At 73.0% G+C, this 21,465-nt stretch carries 22 protein-coding genes and 1 tRNA gene; 15 read left to right on the top strand and 8 right to left on the bottom strand.

Features of this window, described 5'->3' with window-relative positions; translation table 11 throughout:
- Positions 1-89: 89 nt before the first annotated feature.
- Complete coding sequence (corA, locus tag EAD96_RS12350; protein ID WP_121684350.1) at positions 90-1,238, top strand: magnesium/cobalt transporter CorA; 1,149 nt, start codon at positions 90-92, stop codon at positions 1,236-1,238.
- Between the two features lie 105 nt (positions 1,239-1,343).
- Here corA and EAD96_RS12355 read toward each other — a convergent pair whose 3' ends face one another.
- Positions 1,344-2,183 carry a hypothetical protein gene (locus EAD96_RS12355; RefSeq protein WP_121684351.1) on the bottom strand — a complete coding sequence of 280 codons (840 nt, stop codon included), beginning with the start codon at positions 2,181-2,183 and terminating at the stop codon, positions 1,344-1,346.
- 84 nt (positions 2,184-2,267) lie between these two features.
- Here EAD96_RS12355 and EAD96_RS12360 point away from each other — a divergent pair, with 84 nt between their 5' ends.
- Both EAD96_RS12360 and EAD96_RS12365 read left to right on the top strand, forming a co-directional pair.
- Positions 2,268-2,798: a peptidylprolyl isomerase gene (locus tag EAD96_RS12360; RefSeq protein WP_121684352.1), complete on the top strand. Its 531-nt coding sequence runs from the start codon at positions 2,268-2,270 to the stop codon at positions 2,796-2,798.
- Between the two features lie 25 nt (positions 2,799-2,823).
- A complete protein-coding gene (locus EAD96_RS12365; protein ID WP_199733151.1) occupies positions 2,824-3,765 on the top strand; it encodes a rhomboid family intramembrane serine protease in 942 nt (313 codons plus the stop codon).
- Positions 3,766-3,768: 3 nt separating this feature from the next.
- Here the strand turns inward: EAD96_RS12365 and EAD96_RS12370 are convergent, their stop codons facing one another.
- Positions 3,769-4,200 carry a PH domain-containing protein gene (locus EAD96_RS12370; protein ID WP_199733152.1) on the bottom strand — a complete coding sequence of 144 codons (432 nt, stop codon included), beginning with the start codon at positions 4,198-4,200 and terminating at the stop codon, positions 3,769-3,771.
- Positions 4,201-4,299: 99 nt separating this feature from the next.
- On the opposite strand from EAD96_RS12370, the gene EAD96_RS12375 reads away from it, so the two are divergent.
- From EAD96_RS12375 to EAD96_RS12400, 6 genes are all read left to right on the top strand, one after another.
- Entirely contained in the window at positions 4,300-5,472 is a 1,173-nt protein-coding gene (locus tag EAD96_RS12375; protein ID WP_013289257.1) for an acetyl-CoA C-acyltransferase, read from the top strand.
- A gap of 108 nt (positions 5,473-5,580) precedes the next feature.
- Positions 5,581-6,093 carry a hypothetical protein gene (locus EAD96_RS12380; protein WP_120572611.1) on the top strand — a complete coding sequence of 171 codons (513 nt, stop codon included), beginning with the start codon at positions 5,581-5,583 and terminating at the stop codon, positions 6,091-6,093.
- Between the two features lie 68 nt (positions 6,094-6,161).
- Positions 6,162-6,845, top strand: a complete 684-nt coding sequence (locus EAD96_RS12385) for a response regulator transcription factor (protein ID WP_121684353.1) — start codon at positions 6,162-6,164, stop codon at positions 6,843-6,845.
- Complete coding sequence (locus tag EAD96_RS12390; RefSeq protein WP_120574086.1) at positions 6,838-8,244, top strand: sensor histidine kinase KdpD; 1,407 nt, start codon at positions 6,838-6,840, stop codon at positions 8,242-8,244. The genes EAD96_RS12385 and EAD96_RS12390 overlap by 8 nt, the downstream gene beginning before the upstream one ends.
- A 64-nt stretch (positions 8,245-8,308) precedes the next feature.
- Complete coding sequence (locus tag EAD96_RS12395; RefSeq protein WP_121684354.1) at positions 8,309-8,896, top strand: hypothetical protein; 588 nt, start codon at positions 8,309-8,311, stop codon at positions 8,894-8,896.
- Between the two features lie 79 nt (positions 8,897-8,975).
- Positions 8,976-9,686 carry a glycosyltransferase family 2 protein gene (locus EAD96_RS12400; protein WP_120572614.1) on the top strand — a complete coding sequence of 237 codons (711 nt, stop codon included), beginning with the start codon at positions 8,976-8,978 and terminating at the stop codon, positions 9,684-9,686.
- 70 nt (positions 9,687-9,756) lie between these two features.
- On the opposite strand, the gene EAD96_RS12405 is transcribed toward EAD96_RS12400, so the two are convergent.
- Both EAD96_RS12405 and EAD96_RS12410 read right to left on the bottom strand, forming a co-directional pair.
- A complete protein-coding gene (locus EAD96_RS12405) occupies positions 9,757-10,632 on the bottom strand; it encodes a transketolase family protein (RefSeq protein ID WP_199733153.1) in 876 nt (291 codons plus the stop codon).
- 8 nt (positions 10,633-10,640) lie between these two features.
- Positions 10,641-11,330 (bottom strand): transketolase, encoded by a 690-nt coding sequence (locus tag EAD96_RS12410; protein WP_121684356.1) that lies wholly within the window; start codon positions 11,328-11,330, stop codon positions 10,641-10,643.
- Positions 11,331-11,376: 46 nt separating this feature from the next.
- Here EAD96_RS12410 and soxR point away from each other — a divergent pair, with 46 nt between their 5' ends.
- The gene (gene soxR / locus EAD96_RS12415) at positions 11,377-11,829 is read left to right on the top strand and encodes a redox-sensitive transcriptional activator SoxR (RefSeq protein ID WP_120572617.1); all 453 of its coding nucleotides are present in this window, start codon (positions 11,377-11,379) and stop codon (positions 11,827-11,829) included.
- A 3-nt stretch (positions 11,830-11,832) separates the two neighbouring features.
- On the opposite strand, the gene EAD96_RS12420 is transcribed toward soxR, so the two are convergent.
- Entirely contained in the window at positions 11,833-12,807 is a 975-nt protein-coding gene (locus tag EAD96_RS12420; RefSeq protein WP_121684357.1) for an NAD(P)H-quinone oxidoreductase, read from the bottom strand.
- Positions 12,808-13,040: 233 nt separating this feature from the next.
- On the opposite strand from EAD96_RS12420, the gene EAD96_RS12425 reads away from it, so the two are divergent.
- The 3 genes from EAD96_RS12425 to EAD96_RS12435 all read left to right on the top strand — a co-directional run bounded on the left by EAD96_RS12425 (position 13,041) and on the right by EAD96_RS12435 (position 14,809).
- Positions 13,041-13,130: transfer RNA gene (locus EAD96_RS12425), tRNA-Ser, on the top strand.
- A 415-nt stretch (positions 13,131-13,545) separates the two neighbouring features.
- The gene (locus tag EAD96_RS12430; RefSeq protein WP_121684358.1) at positions 13,546-14,235 is read left to right on the top strand and encodes a DNA alkylation repair protein; all 690 of its coding nucleotides are present in this window, start codon (positions 13,546-13,548) and stop codon (positions 14,233-14,235) included.
- A gap of 40 nt (positions 14,236-14,275) precedes the next feature.
- On the top strand, positions 14,276-14,809 hold the full coding sequence (locus EAD96_RS12435; RefSeq protein ID WP_121684359.1) for a YbhB/YbcL family Raf kinase inhibitor-like protein: 534 nt from the start codon (positions 14,276-14,278) through the stop codon (positions 14,807-14,809).
- Positions 14,810-14,842: 33 nt separating this feature from the next.
- Here the strand turns inward: EAD96_RS12435 and EAD96_RS12440 are convergent, their stop codons facing one another.
- Positions 14,843-15,553, bottom strand: coding sequence for a bifunctional 2-polyprenyl-6-hydroxyphenol methylase/3-demethylubiquinol 3-O-methyltransferase UbiG (locus EAD96_RS12440; protein WP_120572621.1), 711 nt, complete (start codon positions 15,551-15,553; stop codon positions 14,843-14,845).
- 208 nt (positions 15,554-15,761) lie between these two features.
- On the opposite strand from EAD96_RS12440, the gene EAD96_RS12445 reads away from it, so the two are divergent.
- Positions 15,762-17,540, top strand: a complete 1,779-nt coding sequence (locus EAD96_RS12445; protein WP_121684360.1) for a hypothetical protein — start codon at positions 15,762-15,764, stop codon at positions 17,538-17,540.
- Positions 17,541-17,544: 4 nt separating this feature from the next.
- On the opposite strand, the gene EAD96_RS12450 is transcribed toward EAD96_RS12445, so the two are convergent.
- Entirely contained in the window at positions 17,545-18,327 is a 783-nt protein-coding gene (locus EAD96_RS12450; protein WP_120572623.1) for a hypothetical protein, read from the bottom strand.
- 321 nt (positions 18,328-18,648) lie between these two features.
- Between EAD96_RS12450 and EAD96_RS12455 the strand changes: the two genes are divergently transcribed.
- Entirely contained in the window at positions 18,649-20,181 is a 1,533-nt protein-coding gene (locus EAD96_RS12455) for a peptide deformylase (protein WP_121684361.1), read from the top strand.
- Positions 20,182-20,249: 68 nt separating this feature from the next.
- On the opposite strand, the gene EAD96_RS12460 is transcribed toward EAD96_RS12455, so the two are convergent.
- Positions 20,250-21,371 (bottom strand): globin domain-containing protein, encoded by a 1,122-nt coding sequence (locus tag EAD96_RS12460; RefSeq protein ID WP_121684362.1) that lies wholly within the window; start codon positions 21,369-21,371, stop codon positions 20,250-20,252.
- Positions 21,372-21,465 lie beyond the last annotated feature (94 nt).

The following is a 21,465-nucleotide window of genomic DNA, read 5'->3' on the forward strand; positions in this document are numbered from 1 at the left end:
CCACCAGTACCCCGCACCCGCGCCCGCGCTGCGCTTCCCGCCGGTCGGCGTAACCTGCAAGCCGCAGCTCTAGGGGAAGGGGGCGAGAGATGACGGACCGGGTGGCACGCGACCGAACCGCCGGTACCGACGGCAGCCGGGCTCTGCGCCCCCGCGCCTGGTCGGCCCCGGTACGCGCGATGTCCCGCATCCTCAACGCCGACGGCTCCCCGCGTACTACCCAGCCGGCCGGCCCGGAGCGCAGCGGGATCGTCGACTGCGGGCTGTACGTCGACGGCGAGCGCCGCCCCGGCCACCCCCAGTACGCCGAGGCCCTGGCCGCCGCCCGGCAGGAGCAGGACGGCTTCGTCTGGCTGGGCCTGCACGAGCCGGACCTGGCCGAGATGACCGAGATCGCCGCCACGTTCGGCCTGCACGAACTCGCCGTGGAGGACGCGGTCAAGGCCCAGCAGCGCCCGAAGCTGGAGCACTTCGGCGAGATCGTCTTCCTGGTGCTGCGCACGGCCCGCTACTGCGAGCACGCCGAGCTGACCGAGAACTCCGAGGTGGTGGAGACCGGCCAGGTAATGCTCTTCATCGGGCCGCACTTCGTGATCAGCGTCCGGCACGGTGACGCCTGCCGGCTGGCGCCGGTGCGCGCCGACCTGGAGGCGAAGCGGGACCTGCTGCGGCACGGCCCCTGGGCGGTCGCGTACGCGATCACCGACCGCGTGGTGGACCTCTACCTGGAGGTGGCCGACCGGCTGGAGGACGACCTCGACGTGCTGGAGGCGGACGTCTTCGACCGGCAGAGCAGCGGCCGGATCCAGCGGATCTACCAGATGAAGCGGGAGCTGGTCGAGTTCAAGCGGGCGGTGGCGCCGTTGCAGCGCCCGCTGATGACGCTCACCTCGCAGGTCAACCGCGCGGTCCCGCAGGAGGTGCGGCGCTACTTCCGCGACGTGCAGGACCACCTCAGCCGCACGGTCGAGCAGGTGAACTCCTACGACGACCTGCTCAACTCGATCCTCCAGGCCCGGCTGGCCCAGGTCACCGTCGACCAGAACAACGACATGCGCAAGATCGCCGCCTGGGCCGCGATCGGTGCGGTGTGGACGGCGATCGCCGGCATCTACGGCATGAACTTCGACAACATGCCCGAGCTGAAGTGGACGTACGGCTATCCGGGCGTCTGGGCGCTGATGCTCGCGGCGTCCTTCACGCTCTACCGTCTGTTCCGCCGCAACGGCTGGCTGTGACCACCGCGCCACGGCGGGTCGCCGACGGACCGGCCGCCCCGTACACGCGGAAGCGCCGGCCACGCGGGGTGTCCCGCGTGCCGGCGCTGATCCGACGGTGCGAGGTCAGCGGCGACCGCCGGCCTTCGCGGCGTTCTTGCCGGCCTGCACGGCCTTGGTGATGTCGTCGGCCGGACGGCCGGAGACGTCCCGGGCGCCCTCGGCGACGGAGGGGACCTGGTCGTTCGGGTGGATCACCGGCTGGCTGCCGGCGGCGGCGGTCGACGCGCTGCTGCCCTTGGCCACGGCCGAGGAACCGGCGCCGGTCGGGCCGGCCTGCGTCACCTTCGCGCTCGCGTCCGGGGTCTCCACCACGATCGTGTCCACGTCCTCCCGCATCGGCTCCAGCTTGTCGCCACCGGTCGCGCCGAGCGTGCCCGTCGCGCCGAGCGTGCCGGTCGGGTCGTACTCGGCCCACTCCTGCTGCTCGCGGCGGCGGCGCACGGCCATCGCACCGGCCAGGCCGGCGACGGTGCCGGCCACCAGCAGGCCCGCGGTCATGCCCCGCGACCTGCGCTGCTTCTTCTTTCCGGCCTTCATGTTCTTCGCCTTCTTCGTCATCGCGGACTGCTTCGCGGCCATCACCTTGCGGCCGCTCGACGCCTTGCCGGCGGCCTCGACCCGGGCGTTGCGCACGGCCAGCAGCACCGGCGCGAGCGCCGCGGCGGTCGACGCGAACCCGCTGGAGGCGCGGTCCCGGACCAGGACCGCGGTCGGCGCGACGGCGACCCGGGCTGCCCGGACCCGCGGGCCGACAGTGGCGCCGGCACCCTTCGCCGCGTGCGTGGCGGCCTGCCTCAGGTGACCGATGCCCTGGTTCAGCTCGACCTTGGCGAGCTGGCCCTGGGTCTTTCGCCGCCCGATTCCAAACACGGTCCCACCTCCTGGGAGTTGTTCCTTCGTCATCCTCCACCTTCGAATGCCTCCGCATGGCCAGATCGGGCACATGGGAGGATCCGCAAGGAACTGAACTACGAGTGAGGAGTACCCGTGGCCGAGGCTGTCTACGCCACCTTGCACACCAACGCCGGCCCGATCCGGCTGGAGCTCTTCCCGAACCACGCGCCGAAGACCGTCCGCAACTTCGTGGAGCTGGCCGAGGGCACCCGGGAGTACATCGACCCGCGTACCGGTCAGCCGGGCAACGGGCCGTACTACGACGGCACCGTCTCGCACCGCGTGATCAGCGGTTTCATGATTCAGATGGGCGACCCGACCGGCACCGGCCGCGGTGGCCCGGGCTACAAGTTCGCCGACGAGTTCCACCCGGAGCTGCGCTTCGACCGGCCGTACCTGCTGGCGATGGCGAACGCCGGGCCGGGCACGAACGGCTCGCAGTTCTTCATCACTGTGTCGCCCACGCCACACCTGAACAACCGGCACACCATCTTCGGTCAGGTGGCCGACGAGCAGTCGGTGAAGGTGGTCGACTCGATCGCCAACACCCCGACCGGTCCGAGCGACCGGCCGATCCAGGACGTGGTGATCGAGCGGGTCGAGATCGAGCACAAGCAGTCCTGAGCGGCACGCGGGTACCTTTGCTCGCATGACTGAGCGCTCCGGCCAGCCAGGCGACGCCACCGGGGGTCCGGTGCCGACCACCCCGGTCTGCTACCGGCACCCCGGCCGGGAGACCTACATCCGGTGCAGTCGATGCGATCGGCCGATCTGCACCGAGTGCATGCGGGACGCCTCCGTCGGCCACCAGTGCCCGGAGTGCGTCGCCGAGGGCCGCCGCAGCGTGCGGCCGGCGCGTACCGCCTTCGGTGGCGGTGCCGCCGGCCGCCAGGGCAACGTCACGAAGGCGCTGATCGCGCTGAACGTGGCGATGATGCTGCTGTCCATCCTCTCGGCGCGCAGCGGGACCGCCGTGGCCGGCGGTGGCCTGGGCGGCCTGATGGGCAACGGCACACCACTCACCGAGTGGGGGGCGGTGCTCGGCCTGGCACGCTTCCCCGACGGGCACGTCGGCGGGGTGGCCGACGGCGAGTGGTACCGGCTCGTCACCGCCATGTTCCTGCACTACGGCGTGCTGCACCTGCTGCTGAACATGTGGGCGCTGTGGGTGCTCGGCCGGACGCTGGAGGCGGTGCTCGGGCCGCTGCGCTTCCTGGCGCTCTACCTGCTCGCCGGGCTCGGCGGCAACGTCGCCGCGTACGTCTTCACCGAGCCGAACCGGTTCACGGCCGGCGCCTCGACCGCCGTCTTCGGCCTGTTCGCCGCCGTCTTCGTGATCATGCGGCGGCTCGGCCGGGACACCTCGGCGATCGTGCCGATCCTGGTGATCAACCTGATCTTCACGTTCACCGTGCCGAGCATCTCGGTGGCCGGGCACCTCGGCGGCCTGGTCGCCGGCGCGCTGGTGGCGCTGGTCCTGGCGTACGCCCCTCGGTCACGGCGGACCGTGTTCCAGGTGGCGGGCTGCGCCATCGTGCTGGTCGCGCTGATCGGTCTGACGCTCGTCCGGACCGCCGCCCTGCTCGGCTGAGCCTCAGCGCGCGGGGCGGGCCTCGGTCAGCGCCGCGGCCACCTCGTCCAGCGGTGCGTCCAGGTCGCGGCGGCCGAACAGGTGCAGCGACTCCCCGGCGTCGATCTCCAGCGTCTCGGCGGTGATCCCGCGCCGGCTGCGCCGATCGAGGCGGATCGCCTCCACCGCGTCCCAGGGCAGCCGGTGCCGCCCGGCGAACCCCCGCAGCACGGTGAGCCCGTCCGGGTCGACGGCGAGGCGGACCGGCGCGACCACGTCGCGCAGCGCCCAGCCGAGCAGACCGGCGGCGGCCAGTCCGGCGAGCGCCGGACGGACCGGGTCCCCGCCTGCGAAGACCAGCCCCAGGGCGACGAGCGCGAGCGCGCCGACCGCCTTGATCACCGGCACCTCCCGCGGCACCCGCCACTGCCGGACCGGCGGCGACTGTGGATCCATCCGCCCAGCATGCCAGCCGCACCTGCCGAACGCCGGGGGAGGACGACCGGTCCGGTCAGCACGTAGGATCGGGGCAAGCGAGGTTACCGGGGAGTAGACATGAGTGACGCGGTCATCGTCGGCGCGGTACGGACCCCGGTCGGGCGGCGCAAGGGCAGCCTCGCCGGAGTGCACCCGGTCGACCTCTCGGCACACGTGCTGCGCGCGCTCGCCGAGCGCACCGGCATCGACCCGGGCCAGGTCGACGACGTGGTATGGGGCTGCGTGTCGCAGGTCGGCGAGCAGTCCTGGAACGTGGCCCGCAACGCCGTGCTCGCCGCCGGCTGGCCGGAGTCGGTCCCCGGCACCACGCTCGACCGCCAGTGCGGGTCGAGCCAGCAGGCGCTGCACTTCGCCGCCGCGACGGTCCTCTCCGGCCAGGCCGACCTGGTCGTGGCCGGTGGCGTCGAGTCGATGACCCGGGTGCCGATGGGTTCCAGCGTCGCCGGTGGCATGCCGTTCAGCGCGGCGATCCTGGAGCGCTACCGCGGCGTCGAGGGCGTCGCGGAAGACTCGCCACTGCCGTTCAACCAGGGCGTCGGGGCCGAGCTGATCGCGCAGCGGTGGCGCTTCTCGCGTACCCAGCTCGACGAGTTCGCGCTGGCCAGCCACGAGAAGGCGGCCGCCGCGCAGGACGCGGGCGCGTTCGAGGCCGAGCTGGCGCCCGTGGCGCTCGCCGACGGCGGCAAGTTCTCCGCCGACGAGGGCATCCGCCGCGACACCTCGCTGGCCAAGCTCGGCGAGCTGGCCACCCCGTTCCGCGCCGACGGCGTGGTCACCGCCGGGTCCGCGTCGCAGATCTCCGACGGCGCCGCCGCGCTCGCGGTCACCACCGCCGAGTGGGCCAGCCGGCACGGCCTGCGCCCGCTGGCCCGGGTGCACACCGCGGTGGTCGCCGCCGACGACCCGGTCACCATGCTCACCGCGCCGATCCCGGCCACCGCGAAGGCGCTGCGTCGCGCGGGGCTGGGCATCGAGGAGATCGGGGTGTACGAGGTGAACGAGGCGTTCGCCCCGGTGCCGCTGGCGTGGCTGGCCGAGACCGAGGCGGACCCGGAGCGGCTCAACCCCCGGGGCGGGGCGATCGCGCTCGGTCACCCGCTCGGCGGGTCCGGCGCGCGGATCATGACCACGATGCTCCAGCACATGCGGGACAACGGCATCCGCTACGGCCTCCAGACCATGTGCGAGGGTGGCGGCATGGCCAACGCCACGATCGTCGAGCTGCTCTGACCCGACCGGCAGCCGGTGTCGCACCGCTGGTGCGACTTGCACGTGTGGAAGTTCCAGAAATCGGGCGTGACCCATATCACCCCTGGTCATCGGCTCGTTGGACCGGGCATGGACGTGTTCTCGCGAACGTTCCTTCCGGCCGCCGCCGAGACCGGCCTGGCGACCCAGACCGTCACCCGGCACATGCCGGTGTTCCGCCGGTGCGTCGGCTCCGGCGACGCGACCATCCTGGTCACCCGGTGCAGCCGCCCGGACGACCCGGTGGGCGGCGACTACCTGATGCTCCTCACCCACCGGCGGCTGGTGGTCACCCGGCAGACCCGGGTGCTGCACCGGCTGCGCCTGCACCTCAACACCGAACTGCGCGAGCTGAGCAACGTGACGTGGAGCCCCGATCCCCGCGCGCACAGCGTGGTGCTGGCGGCGACCGCGATCGACGGGGTGCGCGAGCGCTTCGTCCTGCGTACCCACCACCCGAAGCAGGTGTGGCAGCTCGACGCGCTGCTCAACCACGCCTTCCGGACCCGCCTGCGTACGCCCGCCGAGCGGGTGGTGGCGACCATCGGGGAGTCGCCGGCGGCCGTCCGCCCGACGGTGCTGCGGCCAGCCCCGGCCCGCTGACGTCCTCCTTACCTGATCCGAACATTTCCTGACCGGCTCGGCGGTCGGCGGTCGGTCATCATGAGCCGGTGACCACCGCCGCCCCGCCCGGGCTCGTCCTCGTGGTGGAGGACGAGCCGGCCATCGCCGACCTGGTCCGGCTCTACCTGACCCGGGACGGGTTCGGCGTACACCTGGAACGTGACGGCGAGGCCGGCCTGGCCGCCGCGCGGCGGCTGCGCCCGGTGGCCTGCGTGCTCGACATCGCGCTGCCCGGCCTGGCCGGCACCGAGATCTGCCGCCGGCTGCGCGCGGCCGGCGACTGGACGCCGGTCATCTTCCTCACCGCCCGCGACGACGAGGTGGACCGTGTCGTCGGCCTGGAACTCGGTGCCGACGACTACGTCACCAAGCCGTTCAGCCCGCGCGAGCTGCTCGCCCGGCTCCGGGCGGTGCTGCGCCGCACCGCCGGCACGCCCGCCGAGCAGCCCCGCACGCTCGGCGCCGTCACACTCGACCCGGCCCGCCGGACGGTGACCGCCGGCGGCACGCCGGTGCAGCTCACCTCCACCGAGTTCGACCTGCTCGCCCACCTGATGGCCCGGCCCGGCCGGGTGTTCACCCGGGAGGAGCTGCTGGCGGGCGTGTGGGGGTACGCGGCGCACGCCGGCACCCGGACCGTCGACGTGCACGTGGCGCAGGTGCGGGCCAAGCTCGGCCCGGACAGTGTGATCCGCACCCATCGTGGCGTCGGGTACGCCGCCGATGCCTGACCGGCCGACCGGACCGATGCCGCGCCGGCCCGGGCGGACACTCACCGCCCGCGCCGTGCTCGCCACCTGCGCGGTGGCGCTGGTGTCGGTGCTCGTCACCGCGCTGGTCGCGGTGCCCCTGGCGGTACGCGGCGCGGAGCGCCGGGACCAGGAGGCGCTCGCCGCCCAGGCCCGGCTCGCCGCCGACGTGCTCCGGGTGCGGCCGGTACGCCAGCGCGACGGCGCCGGGGACCGGCTCATCCGGCAACTGCGCCAGCAGCAGATCGACGTGTACGTGATCCGGGACGGCCGGGCCGACCGGCCGGGCCTGCCCCGGCCGCTGGTGACGCGGGTGGCCGGCGGCGAGAACGTCTCCGGCCGGCGACTGGTCGAGGGGCAACGCCGGCTGGTCGAGGCGCGGTCGCTGCCCGGCGGGGACGGGGTGGTGCTGACCCGAGCCCGTAGCGCCGCGCCCTGGCGGCAGGTGCTGCGCGGACTCTGGCTGCCGCTGCTCGCCGGACTCGCCGCCGGGGCGGCCGCCGGACTGCTGCTCGCCCGCCGGCTGGCCCGGCCGATCCGTACCGCCGCCACCGCCGCCGCCCGGCTGCGTGCCGGGGACCGGGCGGTCCGGGTGCCGGTCGAGCCGCCCGACGAGGTGGCCGACCTGGCGCACGCGCTCAACGGCCTGGCCGCCGCGCTCGCCACGAGCGAGGGACGGCAGCGCGAGTTTCTGCTCTCCGTCTCGCACGAGCTGCGGACCCCGCTCACCGCGATCCGCGGCTACGCCGAGGCGCTGGCCGACGGCGTGATCGAGGCCGACGCGGTGCCGGCGACCGGCCGGACCGTGCTCGCCGAGGCCGAACACCTGGACCGGCTGGTCCGCGACCTGCTGGCGCTGGCCCGGCTGGAGGCGGTCGACTTCCCCCTGGAACCGGTGCCGGTCGACCTGACCGGGCTGGCCGCCGACGCGGAGCGCAGCTGGTCCGGCCGGTGCGCGGCGCTCGGGGTGCCGTTCCGGCTGGAGACGCCGGGTGCGCCGGTGCCGGCGTACACCGATCCGGGCCGGATCCGGCAGGTCCTGGACGGGCTGCTGGAGAACGCGTTGCGCGTCGTACCGCCGGGGGCGCCGGTGGTGCTCGCGGTCCGGGCCGGCGGCCCGGCGGGCGGCGGGGTGCTGGAGGTCCGGGACGGCGGACCCGGCTTCACCGATGACGACCTGCGGGTGGCGTTCGAGCGGGGCGCGCTGCACGAGCGGTACCGGGGGGTGCGCAAGGTGGGCAGCGGGCTGGGCCTGGCGCTCGCCGCCGGGCTGGTCCGCCGGCTCGGCGGGGACATCGCCGCCGGGCACGCCCCGGAGGGCGGAGCCGCCTTCACCGTCCGGGTGCCGGCGGATCCTTACCCGGCTCGAACATCGGCTTGACCGTTCCCTCGCGTCGGTGCGGAACGCTCGGCTCGTCACCGTGAGGACAGGAAGAGGACCACAGATGAGACGTCAGCGAATCGTCACCGGCGCCACCGCACTGCTCGCCGCCGCGTCGCTCGCGCTCGCCGGGTGCGGCGCGACCCGGTCCGGCGCGGCGCCGGACGACGGGGTCGAGGTGAGCGCCGCCCTGGGTGCGGACGGCCAGGCGCTGGCCGCGCTCGGCGTCGACGCCGGGGAACTGGACGTGGATCCGGTCGCCGCGCCGGCGCCCTCCGGTACGCCGCAGGCCGGGCCGGACGGCAAGGGCGAGCGGGCGAAGGAGGGACAACGGCGTCACCGGGCCCGGGTGCTGCTGCGGCGCAACACGCTGCACGGCGAGGCGGTGGTCAAGACCAGGGACGGCGGTACGAAGACCGTCGCGGTCCAGCGCGGCGAGGTGACCGCGATCGACGACAGGTCGATGACTGTGAGGTCCACCGACGGTTTCACTGTGACGTGGACGTTCGGTGAGAAGCTGCGGGTCGTCGAGCGGCGGACCACGATCCGATCGACCGACATCAAGATCGGTACGACGGTCGGGGTGGCCGGCGCGAAGGACGGCGACCGCAGCGTGGCCCGGCTCGTCGTGGTACCACTTCGTCAGGAATAGGGTGCCTGGGCTGTCGTGACCTGAGCAATGTGCCAGGCTACGCTATGCCCCGACCTGCCATCGCCTCCGTGGAGATTCCGTGAAGCTCTCGATCCTCATGCCGGTCTACAACGAGGAAGAACGAATCGCGGATGCCCTCAAGCAGGCATTGGCGGTCGACTACCCCTGCGAGATCGAGCTCGTCGTCGTGGACGACGGCAGCCGGGACGGCACCGGTGAGATCCTCGGCCGCGTGGACGACGCCCGCCTGCGGGTGATCACCCACCAGCGCAACGCCGGTAAGGGCGCGGCCATCAAGACGGCTGTCGACAGCGCCGAGGGCGAGTACATGGTCATCCTCGACGCCGACCTGGAGTACGACCCGCAGGACATCCCGCGCCTGCTGGAGCCGGTGCTCGACGGCCGGGCCACAGTCGTCTACGGCAACCGGACCTTCGGCAGCCACAGCTCGTACAGCTTCTGGTACGTGATGGGCAACAAGGGCGTCACGCTCGCCGCGAACGTGCTCTACAACTCCTACATCGGCGACCTGGAGACCTGCTTCAAGCTGATGCCGCTGGAGCTGTACCGCTCGCTGCAGGTCCGCTCCCGTGGCTTCGGCATGGAGGCCGAGGTCACCGGCAAGCTGCTGCGCCGCCGCATCCGCCCGTACGAGGTGCCGATCAGCTACCGCGCGCGGGGCCGCGAGGAGGGCAAGAAGATCACCTGGAAGGACGGCGTCGAGGCGATCTGGATCCTGGCCCGCGAGCGCGCCCGCCGCCGCCCGGCCAACCCCGCCGCCGCGCACTGAGCCCGTACCGACTGGACCCCGCGATCCCGGCACCAGCCGAGGCCGCGGGGTTCCGTCGTGTCCGGGACGCTCAGGTGAGGAACGCGTCGACCGAGCGGCGCAGACCGGCGGCGTCCAGGCCGTGCCAGCGTTCGTGGTCCTCGGCGCTGCCGTAGCGGCGCAGGTCCTTGCGGCCCACCCCGAGCGCCAGCAGCCGGTGCGGCCGGTCGGCCAGCGCCTCCGACACCATCCGCGCCGAGGTGCCCGCCAGGTACGGCTCGACCAGGATCACCTCGGTCCCGGCGAGCGCCCGCAGCCCGGCCGTGTCGAACGGTCGCGGCCGGTGGGTGTAGGCCACTGTGACCGGCCGGTCGGCCGTCGCCGCCACCGCCGCGTCCAGCACCGGGCCGACCGCGACCAGCAGCGGCGCGCCCGGCCCGGCGTCCCGGACCACATGCAGGTCGCCCGCCTGCGGGTACGCGGCGGTGTTGCTCCGGATCGACAACCGCAGGTACGCCGGGTCCTGCCCGCACACGACGTCGCGCAGCAGCGGCCGGACCTCGTCCGGGTGCCCCGGCACGTGCACGGTCCAGCCGTCCAGTGTGTCCAGCAGCGCCACGTCCGCCGGCCCGAGGTGGGTGCGTCCGGCCGACGCCCGGTCGTACGAGCCGCCGATGCCGACGAGCACCGCGCCGGCGTCCTGGTGGTCGAGGTCCAGCTTGATCTGCTCGTACGCCCGCTCGACCAGGAACGGGGCGTAGCTGTGCACGATCGGCCGCTGCCCGGTCAGCGCCAGCCCTCCGGCCACCCCGATCATCAACTGCTCCCGGATGCCCACGTTGATCACCCGGTCCGGGTACCGGGCGGCGGCCGGCTCGAACGCGGCGGCGGAGATGTCGGCGAGCACGACTGTCGTACGCGGATCGGCGAGCACCTCCTCGGTGCTGGTGACGAACGCGTCCCGCATGGTGCTGCTCATCGTCCCTCCCCGTCCGTGACGACCGCGACGACGACGTGCGGCCGGTGATCGTCGTGCCCGGTGAGGGCGGCGTGCAGGGCGTCGTGGTCGCGCCCGTCGACAGTGGCGGCGCTCCACCCGTTCACCGTGAACCGGCTCGCCGCGCCGCCCGGCCAGCCGTACGTGGCCGACCGGTTGTCCAGCACGATCGCGGTCAGGTTGCCCAGCCCGGTCGCGCCCGCGTACGCGATCGCCTCGTGGTTGGAGCCCTCGTCCAGTTCGGCGTCGCCGAGCAGCACGTACACCCGGGGTCCGGTGCGGCCCTGGGCCCGCAGCCCGAGCGCGGTGCCCACGCCCAGCCCGAGCCCGTGGCCGAGCGAACCGGAACCGATCTCCACGCCCGGCACCAGCGTGCGGTCCGGGTGGTCGCCGAGCCGGCTCGCCGGGCCGCCCTGGTCGTCCAGCCACTCGGCGGGCAGGAAGCCGCGGGCGGCGAGCAGTGCGTAGTACCCGGCGACCGCGTGGCCCTTGGAGAGCAGGAAGCGGTCCCGGTCCGGGTCGGCCACGGTGGCCGGGGTGATCCGGAGCACCCGGTCGTAGAGCACCTGGAGCACGTCGAGCGTCGAGTACACGTTGGCGCCGAACTCGCGGCCGGCGCGCACCCGGTCCAGGAGCGCGCCCAGGTCGGTGGCGGTGGTCGTCGTCATACCGATAGCCTCGGACTTGAAGCGAACTTCAACTCAAGGCCGTGTGATGCACGAAGCAACACTGACCATCGGGCAGCTCGCCGACCGCAGTGGCGTCGCCCCCTCGGCGCTGCGCTACTACGAGCGGCTCGGCCTGATCCACGCCGCCCGCACCGGCGGGAACCAGCGCCGCTACGCCCGCACCGAGCTGCGCCGGGTCGCCTTCATCCGGATCTCCCAGCAGGTCGGTGTCTCGCTGGAGGAGATCCGCGAGGCGCTCGACTCGCTGCCGTCGGGGCGTACCCCCACGCCCGACGACTGGGCCGCGCTGTCCCGCGCCTGGCGGGACCGGCTGGACGAACGCATCCGGCTGCTCGGCAAGCTCCGCGACGACCTGGACGGCTGCATCGGCTGCGGCTGCCTGTCGTTGCAGCGCTGCACGCTCTACAACCCGGAGGACTCGCTCGCCGCCGAGGGCCCCGGCCCGCGCCTCATGCTCCCGCGCCCCGGCCAGGGCTGACCCTCACCGGACCAGCAGCACCTTGCCCAGGTGGTCGTTGGTCTCGACCACGCGGTGCGCGGCGGCGGCGTCGGCCATGTCCACCCGGGCGTGCACCACCGGCCGGACCCGGCCCGCCTCCACCAGGGGCCACACCTGCTCGCGTACGCCCCGGACGATCGCCGCCTTGTCGTCCACCGGGCGGGACCGCAACGCTGTCGCGTGCACCGCGGCCCGCTTCGCCAGCAGCATCCCCAGGTCGAGTTCGCCCTTGCGGCCGCCCTGCATGCCGATCACCACGAGCCGCCCGCCGGTCGCCAGCGCGGCCACGTTCCGGGCCAGGTAGGACGCGCCCATGATGTCGAGGATCACGTCCGCGCCCCGGCCGTCGGTGACCCGGCGTACCTCGTCGACGAAGTCCTGCTCGCGGTAGTCGATCGTGTGCGCGGCGCCCAGCTCGCGCAGCCGCTCGTGCTTGGCCGAGCGGGCAGTCACCACCACCGTCGCGCCGAGCGCCACGCCGAGCTGGATCGCGAACGTGCCGATCCCGCTGCCGCCGCCGTGCACCAGCAGCGTGTCCCCCTCGGCCAGGCGGGCCAGGTCCACCACGTTCGACCAGACCGTGCAGGCCACCTCCGGCAGCGCCGCCGCGTCGACCAGATCCACCCCGGCCGGCACCGGCAGCAACTGCCCGGCCGGCACGGCGACCTGCTCGGCGTAGCCGCCGCCGGCCAGCAGCGCGCAGACCTCCTGGCCCACCGACCAGCCGGTCACGCCGGGACCGAGCGCACGCACCGTCCCCGAACACTCCAGACCGGGGTACGCGGACGCGCCCGGCGGCGGCGGGTAGTGCCCCTGCCGCTGCAACAGGTCGGCCCGGTTCACCGCGCTGGCCCGCACCTCGACGACCACCTCACCGGGGCCGGGCTCGGGATCGGGCACGTGGGCCCAGACGAGCGCCTCGGGTCCGCCGGGTTCCGTGATCGTGATCGCGCGCATGACTCAGTCTTACCCGATCCGCCCGTCGCCGCGCAGGCGCACCGCCTGGGACGGCCGCCGCGCCGGCCCTTCGGCCACTGTGGACTTGCCGGCGGCCATGATTCCGCTGATCAGCACCACCGCTGGGCTCTCCCACGCGCACACGTTCTCGCAGCGAGGGTGGGACGGCGGCTTGCCCGGTACGGGGTTCGTGGCAGACTGGTCCCGGTCGCGCACCCCTCGGGGGCGTGCCGGGAGGGTTCGCCTAGTGGCCGATGGCGCTGGTCTTGAAAACCGGTAAGGCAGCGATGTCTTCGTGGGTTCGAATCCCACACCCTCCGCCAGTAGTCGAGCACCCTTCACGCAGCTCAACCCATGCCCCAGCGCGGAAGTAGCCGGCTTGTGGGGCGTGCGTGGGGGCCGCGTTCCGCCGCTCACCTCGGCCAGCGGTAGCGGAGTGTGGGGCCCGTCGGGCGTGTCGGCTGCAGAGGAAGTCATTACCTCGACGGCTTATGCCTCTCAGGCATAAATATGACCGAGAGGCATAAGCCTTAACAGGAGACGTTCTTCTCCCGGGGCGCCGAGCATCGATCCGAGCGTCAGCCCGGCATCGCGACCAGCGCGACGGATCTGGGATGCCGTGATGTGGCGCCTGCACGGCACGGCAGGGCGGCCGAGTGAGGAACGGCGGGGTGGCGGAACAGCGGGAGCCTCGGGCCGGTCGTAGGCTGCGTGACGCGGCGACGACGGGAGGCCGGGATGGCGGAGACGAGGACTGCGGCCGGGGTGACGGCCGAGCTGGCCGCGCTCGACGACCCGAAGATCCGCGCGGTCAACGAACGGCACGGCGACGACCACGGGGTCAACCTCGGCAAGCTGCGGGCGATCGCGAAGCGGCTGAAGACGCAGCAGGAGCTGGCCCGCGAGCTGTGGGCGACCGGGGACAGCGCGGCCCGGCTGCTGGCGCTGCTGATCTGCCGGCCGAAGGCCTACGGGCGGGACGAGCTGGACGCCATGCTGCGCGAGGCGCGCACGCCGAAGGTGCACGACTGGCTCGTCAACTACGTGGTGAAGAAGAGCCCGCACGCGGAGCCGCTGCGCCTGGCCTGGTCGGCCGACAGGGATCCGGTGGTGGCGAGCGCCGGCTGGGCGCTCACCACCGAGCGGGTGGCGCGGAACCCGGACGGGCTGGACCTGGCCGCCCTGCTCGACGTGGTCGAGGCGGAGATGGCGGACGCGCCGGAGCGCCTCCAGTGGGCGATGAACCACTGCCTCGCGCAGATCGGGATCGAGCACCCGGCGTACCGGGAGCGCGCGATCGGGATCGGCGAGCGGCTCGGCGTGCTCAAGGACTATCCGACGCCACCGGGCTGCACGTCCCCGTACGCGCCGGTCTGGATCAACGAGATGGTGCGGCGGCAGCACGCCGGCGCGGACAACGGGGTATGAAGGGGCGCAGGACATTCGCGTACCCGGAAGGACCGTTTCGATGACCCTGGAACGACCGATCGCCCCGGACCCGTACGAGCTGCTGCCGACGGTGCCGTCGTTCGACCTGACCAGCGACGACGTGCACAACGGCGAGCCGATGGACGCGCGGTACGCGCACGGCAGCACCGGCGGCGGGAACGTCTCACCGCAGCTGTCCTGGTCGGGCTTCCCGGCCGAGACCAGGAGCTTCGTGGTCACCTGCTTCGACCCGGACGCCCCGACCGGCAGCGGCTTCTGGCACTGGGTGCTGGTGAACGTTCCCGCGTCCGTCACCGAGCTGCCCACCGGCGTGCGTGAGGCCGACCTCGGCGGCGCGTTCAGCGTCCGCAACGACTACGGCGACACCGGCTACGGGGGCGCGGCGCCGCCGGCCGGGGACCGCCCGCACCGGTACGTGTTCGCGGTGCACGCGGTGGACGTGGACCGCCTCGACATCCCCGCCGGGGCCAGCCCGGCCTTCGTCGGCTTCAACCTGGCGTTCCACACCCTGGCCCGGGCGGTCATCCGCCCGACGTACCAGATCAAGGAGTGACCGGCGGCCGGGGGCCGTCGCGGCCCCCGGCCCTCAGGCCGGTACGCGGGCGACAGCGAAGACGGACTGGCCGAACGGCGGCCGGACGCGCTGCTCGGCGGCCTTGGTGACGGGCAGGACGAGGGTGTCGTAGACCTTGACCATCGGGCCCTCCTTCGGCATCAGCCGGAAGACCTTGGTGGCCATGAAGTAGCCGATCAGGCCGAGCGCGTTGGCGTAGTGGATCCGCTCGACGGTGAGGCCCGCCTCGGTCATCGCCGCGGCGAGCGTCTTCTTGGTGTAGCGGCGGACGTGGCCGGTGGCGATGTCGGCGGGGCTCATGGCGAACTGGAACGCCGGCACGATGATGACCACGGCGCCGCCGGGGCGGACCAGGTCACGCATGCTGCGCAGCGCGCCGACGTGGTCGTCGATGTGCTCCAGCACGTTGTAGGAGACGGCCGCGCTGTAGTCGCCGCGCTCGTGGTGCGGGAGGAGCATCTGCCGGACCTCGACGCCCGGGTGGTCGGACAGCCGCTCCTTGAGCTGGATCAGCCGGTCCGGGTCGGCCTCGGTGGCGGTGATCCGGGGTGCGTGGGCGGCCCAGGCGGAGGCGTAGTCGCCCAGGCCACTGCCGATCTCGATCGGGTTGTCACCGAGGTAGGGCACCGCCAGCTCGACGAACCACTGCCGGTGGTTGACAGCGGTCGCCAGGCCTTCGAGCACCTCGGACTGGACGCGCTGATCCCCAGTGATTTCTGCCATGCGTCGATTCCTCACGATATGACTGACCCGCGCCTGGACCGTCAGAGTCAACCATCTGGATGGCTGATGGGGAAATCGGGGGACGGAGGGGGGCCGAATTGTGATCCGGAGGGGTGCCCGCTCGGCGGTCGGCGAACTCGACACATAGTACGTGATTCCCCGGAACATTGCACGTGCCCGTCATACCCTGACTACGCTCTGAAATGTCATGACTACTCCGGAAAGCGACGCAAGCGCGGCGAAATCGGGGCAGGGTAGGCGGATCGACGCGCTCGCCGTGCTCAGCTTCGTGCTGCTCGCGTTCTGGGTGACCGCCCGGCTCTGGGCCGATCCGCGCAATGGAGTCCGCGACAATCGTACCGATCAGGCGCAGTTCGAATGGATGATGGCGCACGGTGCGCGGGTCGTCACCGATTTCGCCTATCCGTTCACCTCGGACCGGATGAATGTGCCGGACGTCGTCAATCTTATGGCGAATACGTCCGTATTATCCGTATCCATACCGCTGACCCCGATAACGCTCTGGGCCGGTCCCCGCTGGTCATTCCTGCTCTTCCTCACGCTCGGGCTCGCCGCGACCGGAGCGTCCTGGTATTTCCTTCTCTCCCGGGTGGTCATCGGCGCCCGTGGCCCGGCCTGGCTCGGCGCGGCGTTCTGCGCGTTCGCGCCCGCGATGATCTCGCACGCCAACTCGCACCCCAACATCGTCAGCCAGTACGTGGTGCCGCTGATCATCTGGCGGACGCTGCGCCTGGCCGAACCCGGCCGCTGGCTGCGCAACGGCGTCCTGCTCGGCCTGGTGATCGTCTGGCAGGCGTTCCTCAACCTGGAGATCCTGCTGATGACCGCCATCGGGCTGGGCGTGGTGGTGCTCGCGCTGGCGCTCGGGCGGCCCGCCCTGCGGTCGGCGGCCCGCCCGTTCGCCGCCGGGCTCGGGGTGGCCGCTGTGGTCGCCGGCGCGCTGCTCGCGTACCCGCTCTGGGTCCAGTTCTTCGGCCCGGGCGCGTACAGCGGGCTCTCCACGCTGATCCGGGGCTACTCCACCGACCTCGCCGCGTACGTGGCCTGGTCGCGCGAGTCGCTCGCGGGCGACGCCCGGGGCAGCGAACCGCTCGTCAAGAACGCCACCGAGGAGAACGCGTTCTTCGGCTGGCCGCTGGTGATCCTGGTGGTCGCGCTGGTCTGGTGGCTGCGCCGCAACGCCGTGGTGCTCGGGCTCGCGGCGGTCGGGCTCGTGTTCGCGCTCTTCTCGCTCGGCCGGGAGATCCGCTACGACGGGCGGGACACCGGCATCCCCGGTCCCTGGGCCGCGCTGGAGAACCTGCCGGTCCTGCACTCGGTGGTGCCCACCCGCTGGTCGCTCGCGCTCACCCCGATCATCGGCGTGCTGCTCGCGTTCGGCGCCGACCGGGCCCGGCGGCTCGCCGGGCGGCACCCGGACGCGCGCGACCGGATCCGGTTCGCCACGGTCACCGTGCTCGCCATGGCGCTGGTGCCGATCCTGCCCACCCCCCTGCCCGCGAAGCGCCTCGACCCGACTCCGGCGTTCGTCACCTCCGGCGCCTGGCGTCCCTACGTCGCCGACGGGCGGAGCATCGTCACGCTGCCGCTGCCCGACACCACGTACGCGGTCCCGCTGCGCTGGTCCGCCGAGACCCGGCTGGACATGCCGCTGGCCCGCGGCTACTTCCTCTATCCGGACACCCGCCCCGGCGGGGACCGGATCGCCCTCTTCACCGCGCCGCCGCGCCCCACCAGCACGTTCTTCGAGACGGTACGGCGCACCGACGCGGTCCCGCCGATCACCCCGCAGGACCGGGTGGCCGCCGTGGACGACCTGCGCTACTGGCGGGCCGGCGCGGTGATCCTCGACTCCCGGCTGCCGCAGGCCGAGGCGCTGCGCCGGGCGATGACCGAGCTGAGCGGGATCACGCCGAGGCGTACCGGCGGGGTGTGGTTGTGGGACGTCCGGCCGCTGGCCGCTTGAGCGGTCAGCCCTGGCGGACGCAGCAGCCCTGGCACACCTTGGGCCGGGGCAGCGTGAACGCCAGGCAGCAGGTACGCCGCTGCACGGTCGGCTCGCCGCCCGGGCCGGGCACCAGCTCGACCAGGTCGCTCAGGTCGAGCGCGTCCAGCACCGTGCCGACGGCCGCCGCGGCCGAGCCGGGCAGCGCGTCCGAGGCGCGCAGGATGCCGTGCGCGATGCCGGAGGCCACCGAGCCGAGCAGCGTACGGGTGCCGATCCGGACCTCGCCCTGGATGGCGCCGATCAGCGGCGCGAAGTGGGCGTCGAGCAGGGACGCGCGCAGCGCGCCGAGCAGCGCCGCCTCGTCCGGCACCACCCGCACGCCCGGTGCGCCGGCCAGCGCCAGCGGGTCGCTCGGCAGCACCGCCACCGGGGTGGAGGCGCGCAGCCCCAGCGTGAGGAGCTGGTGGTGGTCCTCGAAGTGCACGAGCACGTCGGCCGCGTCGAGCAGCGGCACCCGGCGGGCCGACGCCCACCCGAGCACCGCGGGCAGCGCGGTCCAGTAGCTGTAGGACTTCCAGGCCAGCGCGGCACAGGCGTGCGGGGTGCCGCCCCAGCGGCGGCCGGCGGCGGTCAGGAACTCGGTCAGCAGCGTGCCGTCGATCAGGCGGGTGGCCGGGGACCAGCGGTCCAGCTCGTCGTGGACCAGCAGGCCGGGTGCGAGCCCGGGCAGGTCGTCGGTGCCGAACATGGCGCGCAGCGTCGCGGTCACCGGGGCGAGCGGGGTGGCGGCGTCGCGCCCCGGCATCACCGCAGTCACCTGGCCGTCCCCTGTCCTGTCGCCCTGCGGTCGGCGCCTGCCGTCGACCCAAGCTAAGGCTAGCCTAACCACCCTCCCGGTGGGAGGGGAAGAGGTACCGCGGCATCGCGGGGAGGCCCCCGTCACTCCACGGCCGTGGCGTACTACCCGGCCTCGGAGACGGAAAACGCCGCCGGAGAGCCGGCGGCGGACGGCGTAAGGATCGACGTACGCCGCTGAAAAGTCAAGGTGAGTGTCGAATACGAGGCAGTTTCCGTACACGTTCGGCCACCCAACGTGAAAATGGTCTTCCCGCGTACGAGGAAGCTGATGACGACCTCACCGATCGAGCGTGCCGCCGACTCGTTCGCGGCCGAACTCGCCCGGCACCGGACCGGCCGAGGGCTGTCCAAGAAGCAACTGGCCACGATGATGGGCTTCGACCCGTCCTACGTCAGCCACGTCGAAGGGCGCCGGCACCGGCCCACCGAGGACTTCGCCCGCCGGGCCGAGGCCGTCCTGGAGGCCAGCGGCGCGATCTGGCAGCGCTTCCGGGAGTACGACGAACTGCGGCACGGCCGGTCCGGCACCGCGCACCGCGACCCGCCCGTCCCCGGTCAGTGGCTTCCCCCCGGCACCGGCCTCGTGGTGGAACGGGAGGTGGCCACGCTCACCCACACCGGTGACGGCTACCACTGCGCGATCCGGCGGGAGCTGTACAACGCCGGCACCGAACCGGTCACCCGCTACCTGGTCCGGGTCGCCGTCGACCGCTACCCCAACGACCCTGGCCGCTCCAACCGGCACCACCGGGAACACCCGCTCACCTTCGCCGAGCTGCAACTCAACGCCTACCGGGACGACGGCAGCGGACGCGAGCCGATGCACTGGCGGGCCAAGCACGACCGGGACGCGTTCAAGGAGATCTGGCTGCTGTTCGAGAACGACGAGGGACGCTTCCCGCTCTACCCCGGCGACCGGGTCACCATCGAGTACGCGTACCGCGTCGGCCGGGACAAGTGGGGCCCCTGGTTCCAGCGGGCCGTACGCCTGCCCACCCGGCACCTGGCGGTGCGGCTCGACCTGCCCGCGGACCTCGACCCCAAGGTGTGGGGCGCGGAGACCTCGCTGTCGGCGGAGGAGGGGCCGTTGCGTACCCCGATCCAGCGTTCGGTGGACGGCGGCCGGGTGGTCTTCGACTGGGGGACCGACGACCCGCCGCTGAACGCCCGCTACCGGATGCAGTGGCGGTTCCGCAGCCCCGAGCCGGACGCGGAACCGGACAGCGCGCCCAACGGCGGCGCCCGGGTGCGGGCCAGCGACCGGATGCGGGCCGTGGGCATCGTGCAGCGCGGCGACGACCTGCTGCGGCAGCGGGCCCGACAGTTCGACCTGCCGGCCGACGAACAGCACGCCCGGGAGGTGATCGACCGGCTCGCCGGGATGCTGGTCCGCCTGGACGAGCTGCACCCGTTCAGCAAGGGCGTCGGCCTCGCCGCGCCCCAGCTCGGCATCGGCTGGTCCGCGGCGCTCGTGCGCCCGGCCGACCGGGCCGCCGACCCGGTGGTGCTGCTCAACCCTCGGGTGGTGGACGCCGCGACCGAGACCGACGAGCAGTACGAGGGGTGCCTCTCCTTCTTCGACCACCGCGGCCTGGTGCCCCGGCCGCTGCGGATCGACGTGGAACACGCCCTGTGGGACGGCAGCCGGGTGATCACGTCCTACGAGTACGCGATGGCGCGGCTGGTCGCGCACGAGATCGACCACCTGGAGGGGCGGCTCTACGTCGACCGGATGGCACCCGGCGTGCCACTGGTGCCGGTGGAGGAATACCGCGAGACCGGAACCCCCTGGCGTTACTGAGAAACGGGGGGCCGGGTCGCGTGCCCCAGGGGGCGGGGGCACGCGACCCGGCTCGGGGGGAGCAAGGTTCAGAGGTTGCCGAACGTGTCGTACCGGATGTGGTCCGGCGGGACGTCGTCGGCGGCGAGCGCCCGCAGGGTGGCCCGGACCATCGCGGCCGAGCCGGAGACATAGCAGTCGTGCGTGGTCCACGGTCCGTACCGGGTGACCACCTCGGAGACGTCACCGAGTTCGCCGCCGAAGTCCGGGTCCTCGCTGCACGCCGGCGTCACCGACAACCACGGGTGGGCGGCCACCAGCTCCTCCAGTCCGGGCAGCCCGTACAGCTCGTCCGGGCGGCGGGCGCCGTAGAAGACGTGCACCCAGCGGGTCCGGTTGACCCGGGTCAGCTCCTCCACCAGCGCCTTGATCGGCGCCAGGCCGACGCCGCCGGCCACGCAGAGCACGTCCCGGGTGGACTCCGGGTCCAACGTCATCGAGCCCATCGGCGCGGCCACCCGCAGCAGGTCACCCGGCTTGGTGCGGCGTACCAGCGCGCCGGACACCCAACCGGCCGCGCCCGGCGGCGTCCGGACATGGAACTCCAGCACGTTCTCCTCGTTCGGCGCGTTCGCCACCGAGTACGTCCGCCACACCCGCGGGTGGTAGCGGGGCACCTCCACGCTCACGTACTGCCCGGCCCGCCAGGGCAGCGGATCCTGGAGCGCGCGTACGGTCAGCACCGCCGTGTCCGGGCCGTGCCGCTCGTGCGTCAGCACCTCGGCGTGCCAGAACGGCGGGTTCCCGTCGGATTCCGCGCCGGCCAGCATCCGCGCGCTGATGCTCGCGTACGCCTCCCGCCACGCCTGGTCGTACTCCAGGTTCCAGCCGTCCCCGGCGGTGCTGCGCAGCGCGTCGAGCAGCGCGACGCCCATCGTCGCGTAGTGCTCGGCCGCCACGTGGTACTTGCGGTGGTCCCGGCCCAGCGCCCGCAGGTACTCGTCGAAGCTCTCCGGGTCGCCCACCGTCTGGGTGGCGGTGACGATCGCCTCCAGGATGCGGTCGCCCTGGCCGTTCATCTGCACCGGGAAGAGCTTGCGCAGCTCCGGGTCGAGGAGGAACAACCGGGCGTAGAAGTGACCGCTGAGCCGCTCCCGGTGCTCCTCGACCAGGGTCCAGCTCTCCTTCAGCAGCCGCGCGAAGTTCTCCACAGGGGCACGCTCCTTCTCCGTACGGGCGGATCGGCCCCCATAGATTGTCCACGGAGCGTGTACGCCGGTCGCACAGACTGTGCGACCGTCCGGC

This window comes from Micromonospora sp. BL1, from assembly GCF_003667485.1.
Taxonomy (GTDB): Bacteria; Actinomycetota; Actinomycetes; order Mycobacteriales; family Micromonosporaceae; genus Micromonospora; species Micromonospora tulbaghiae.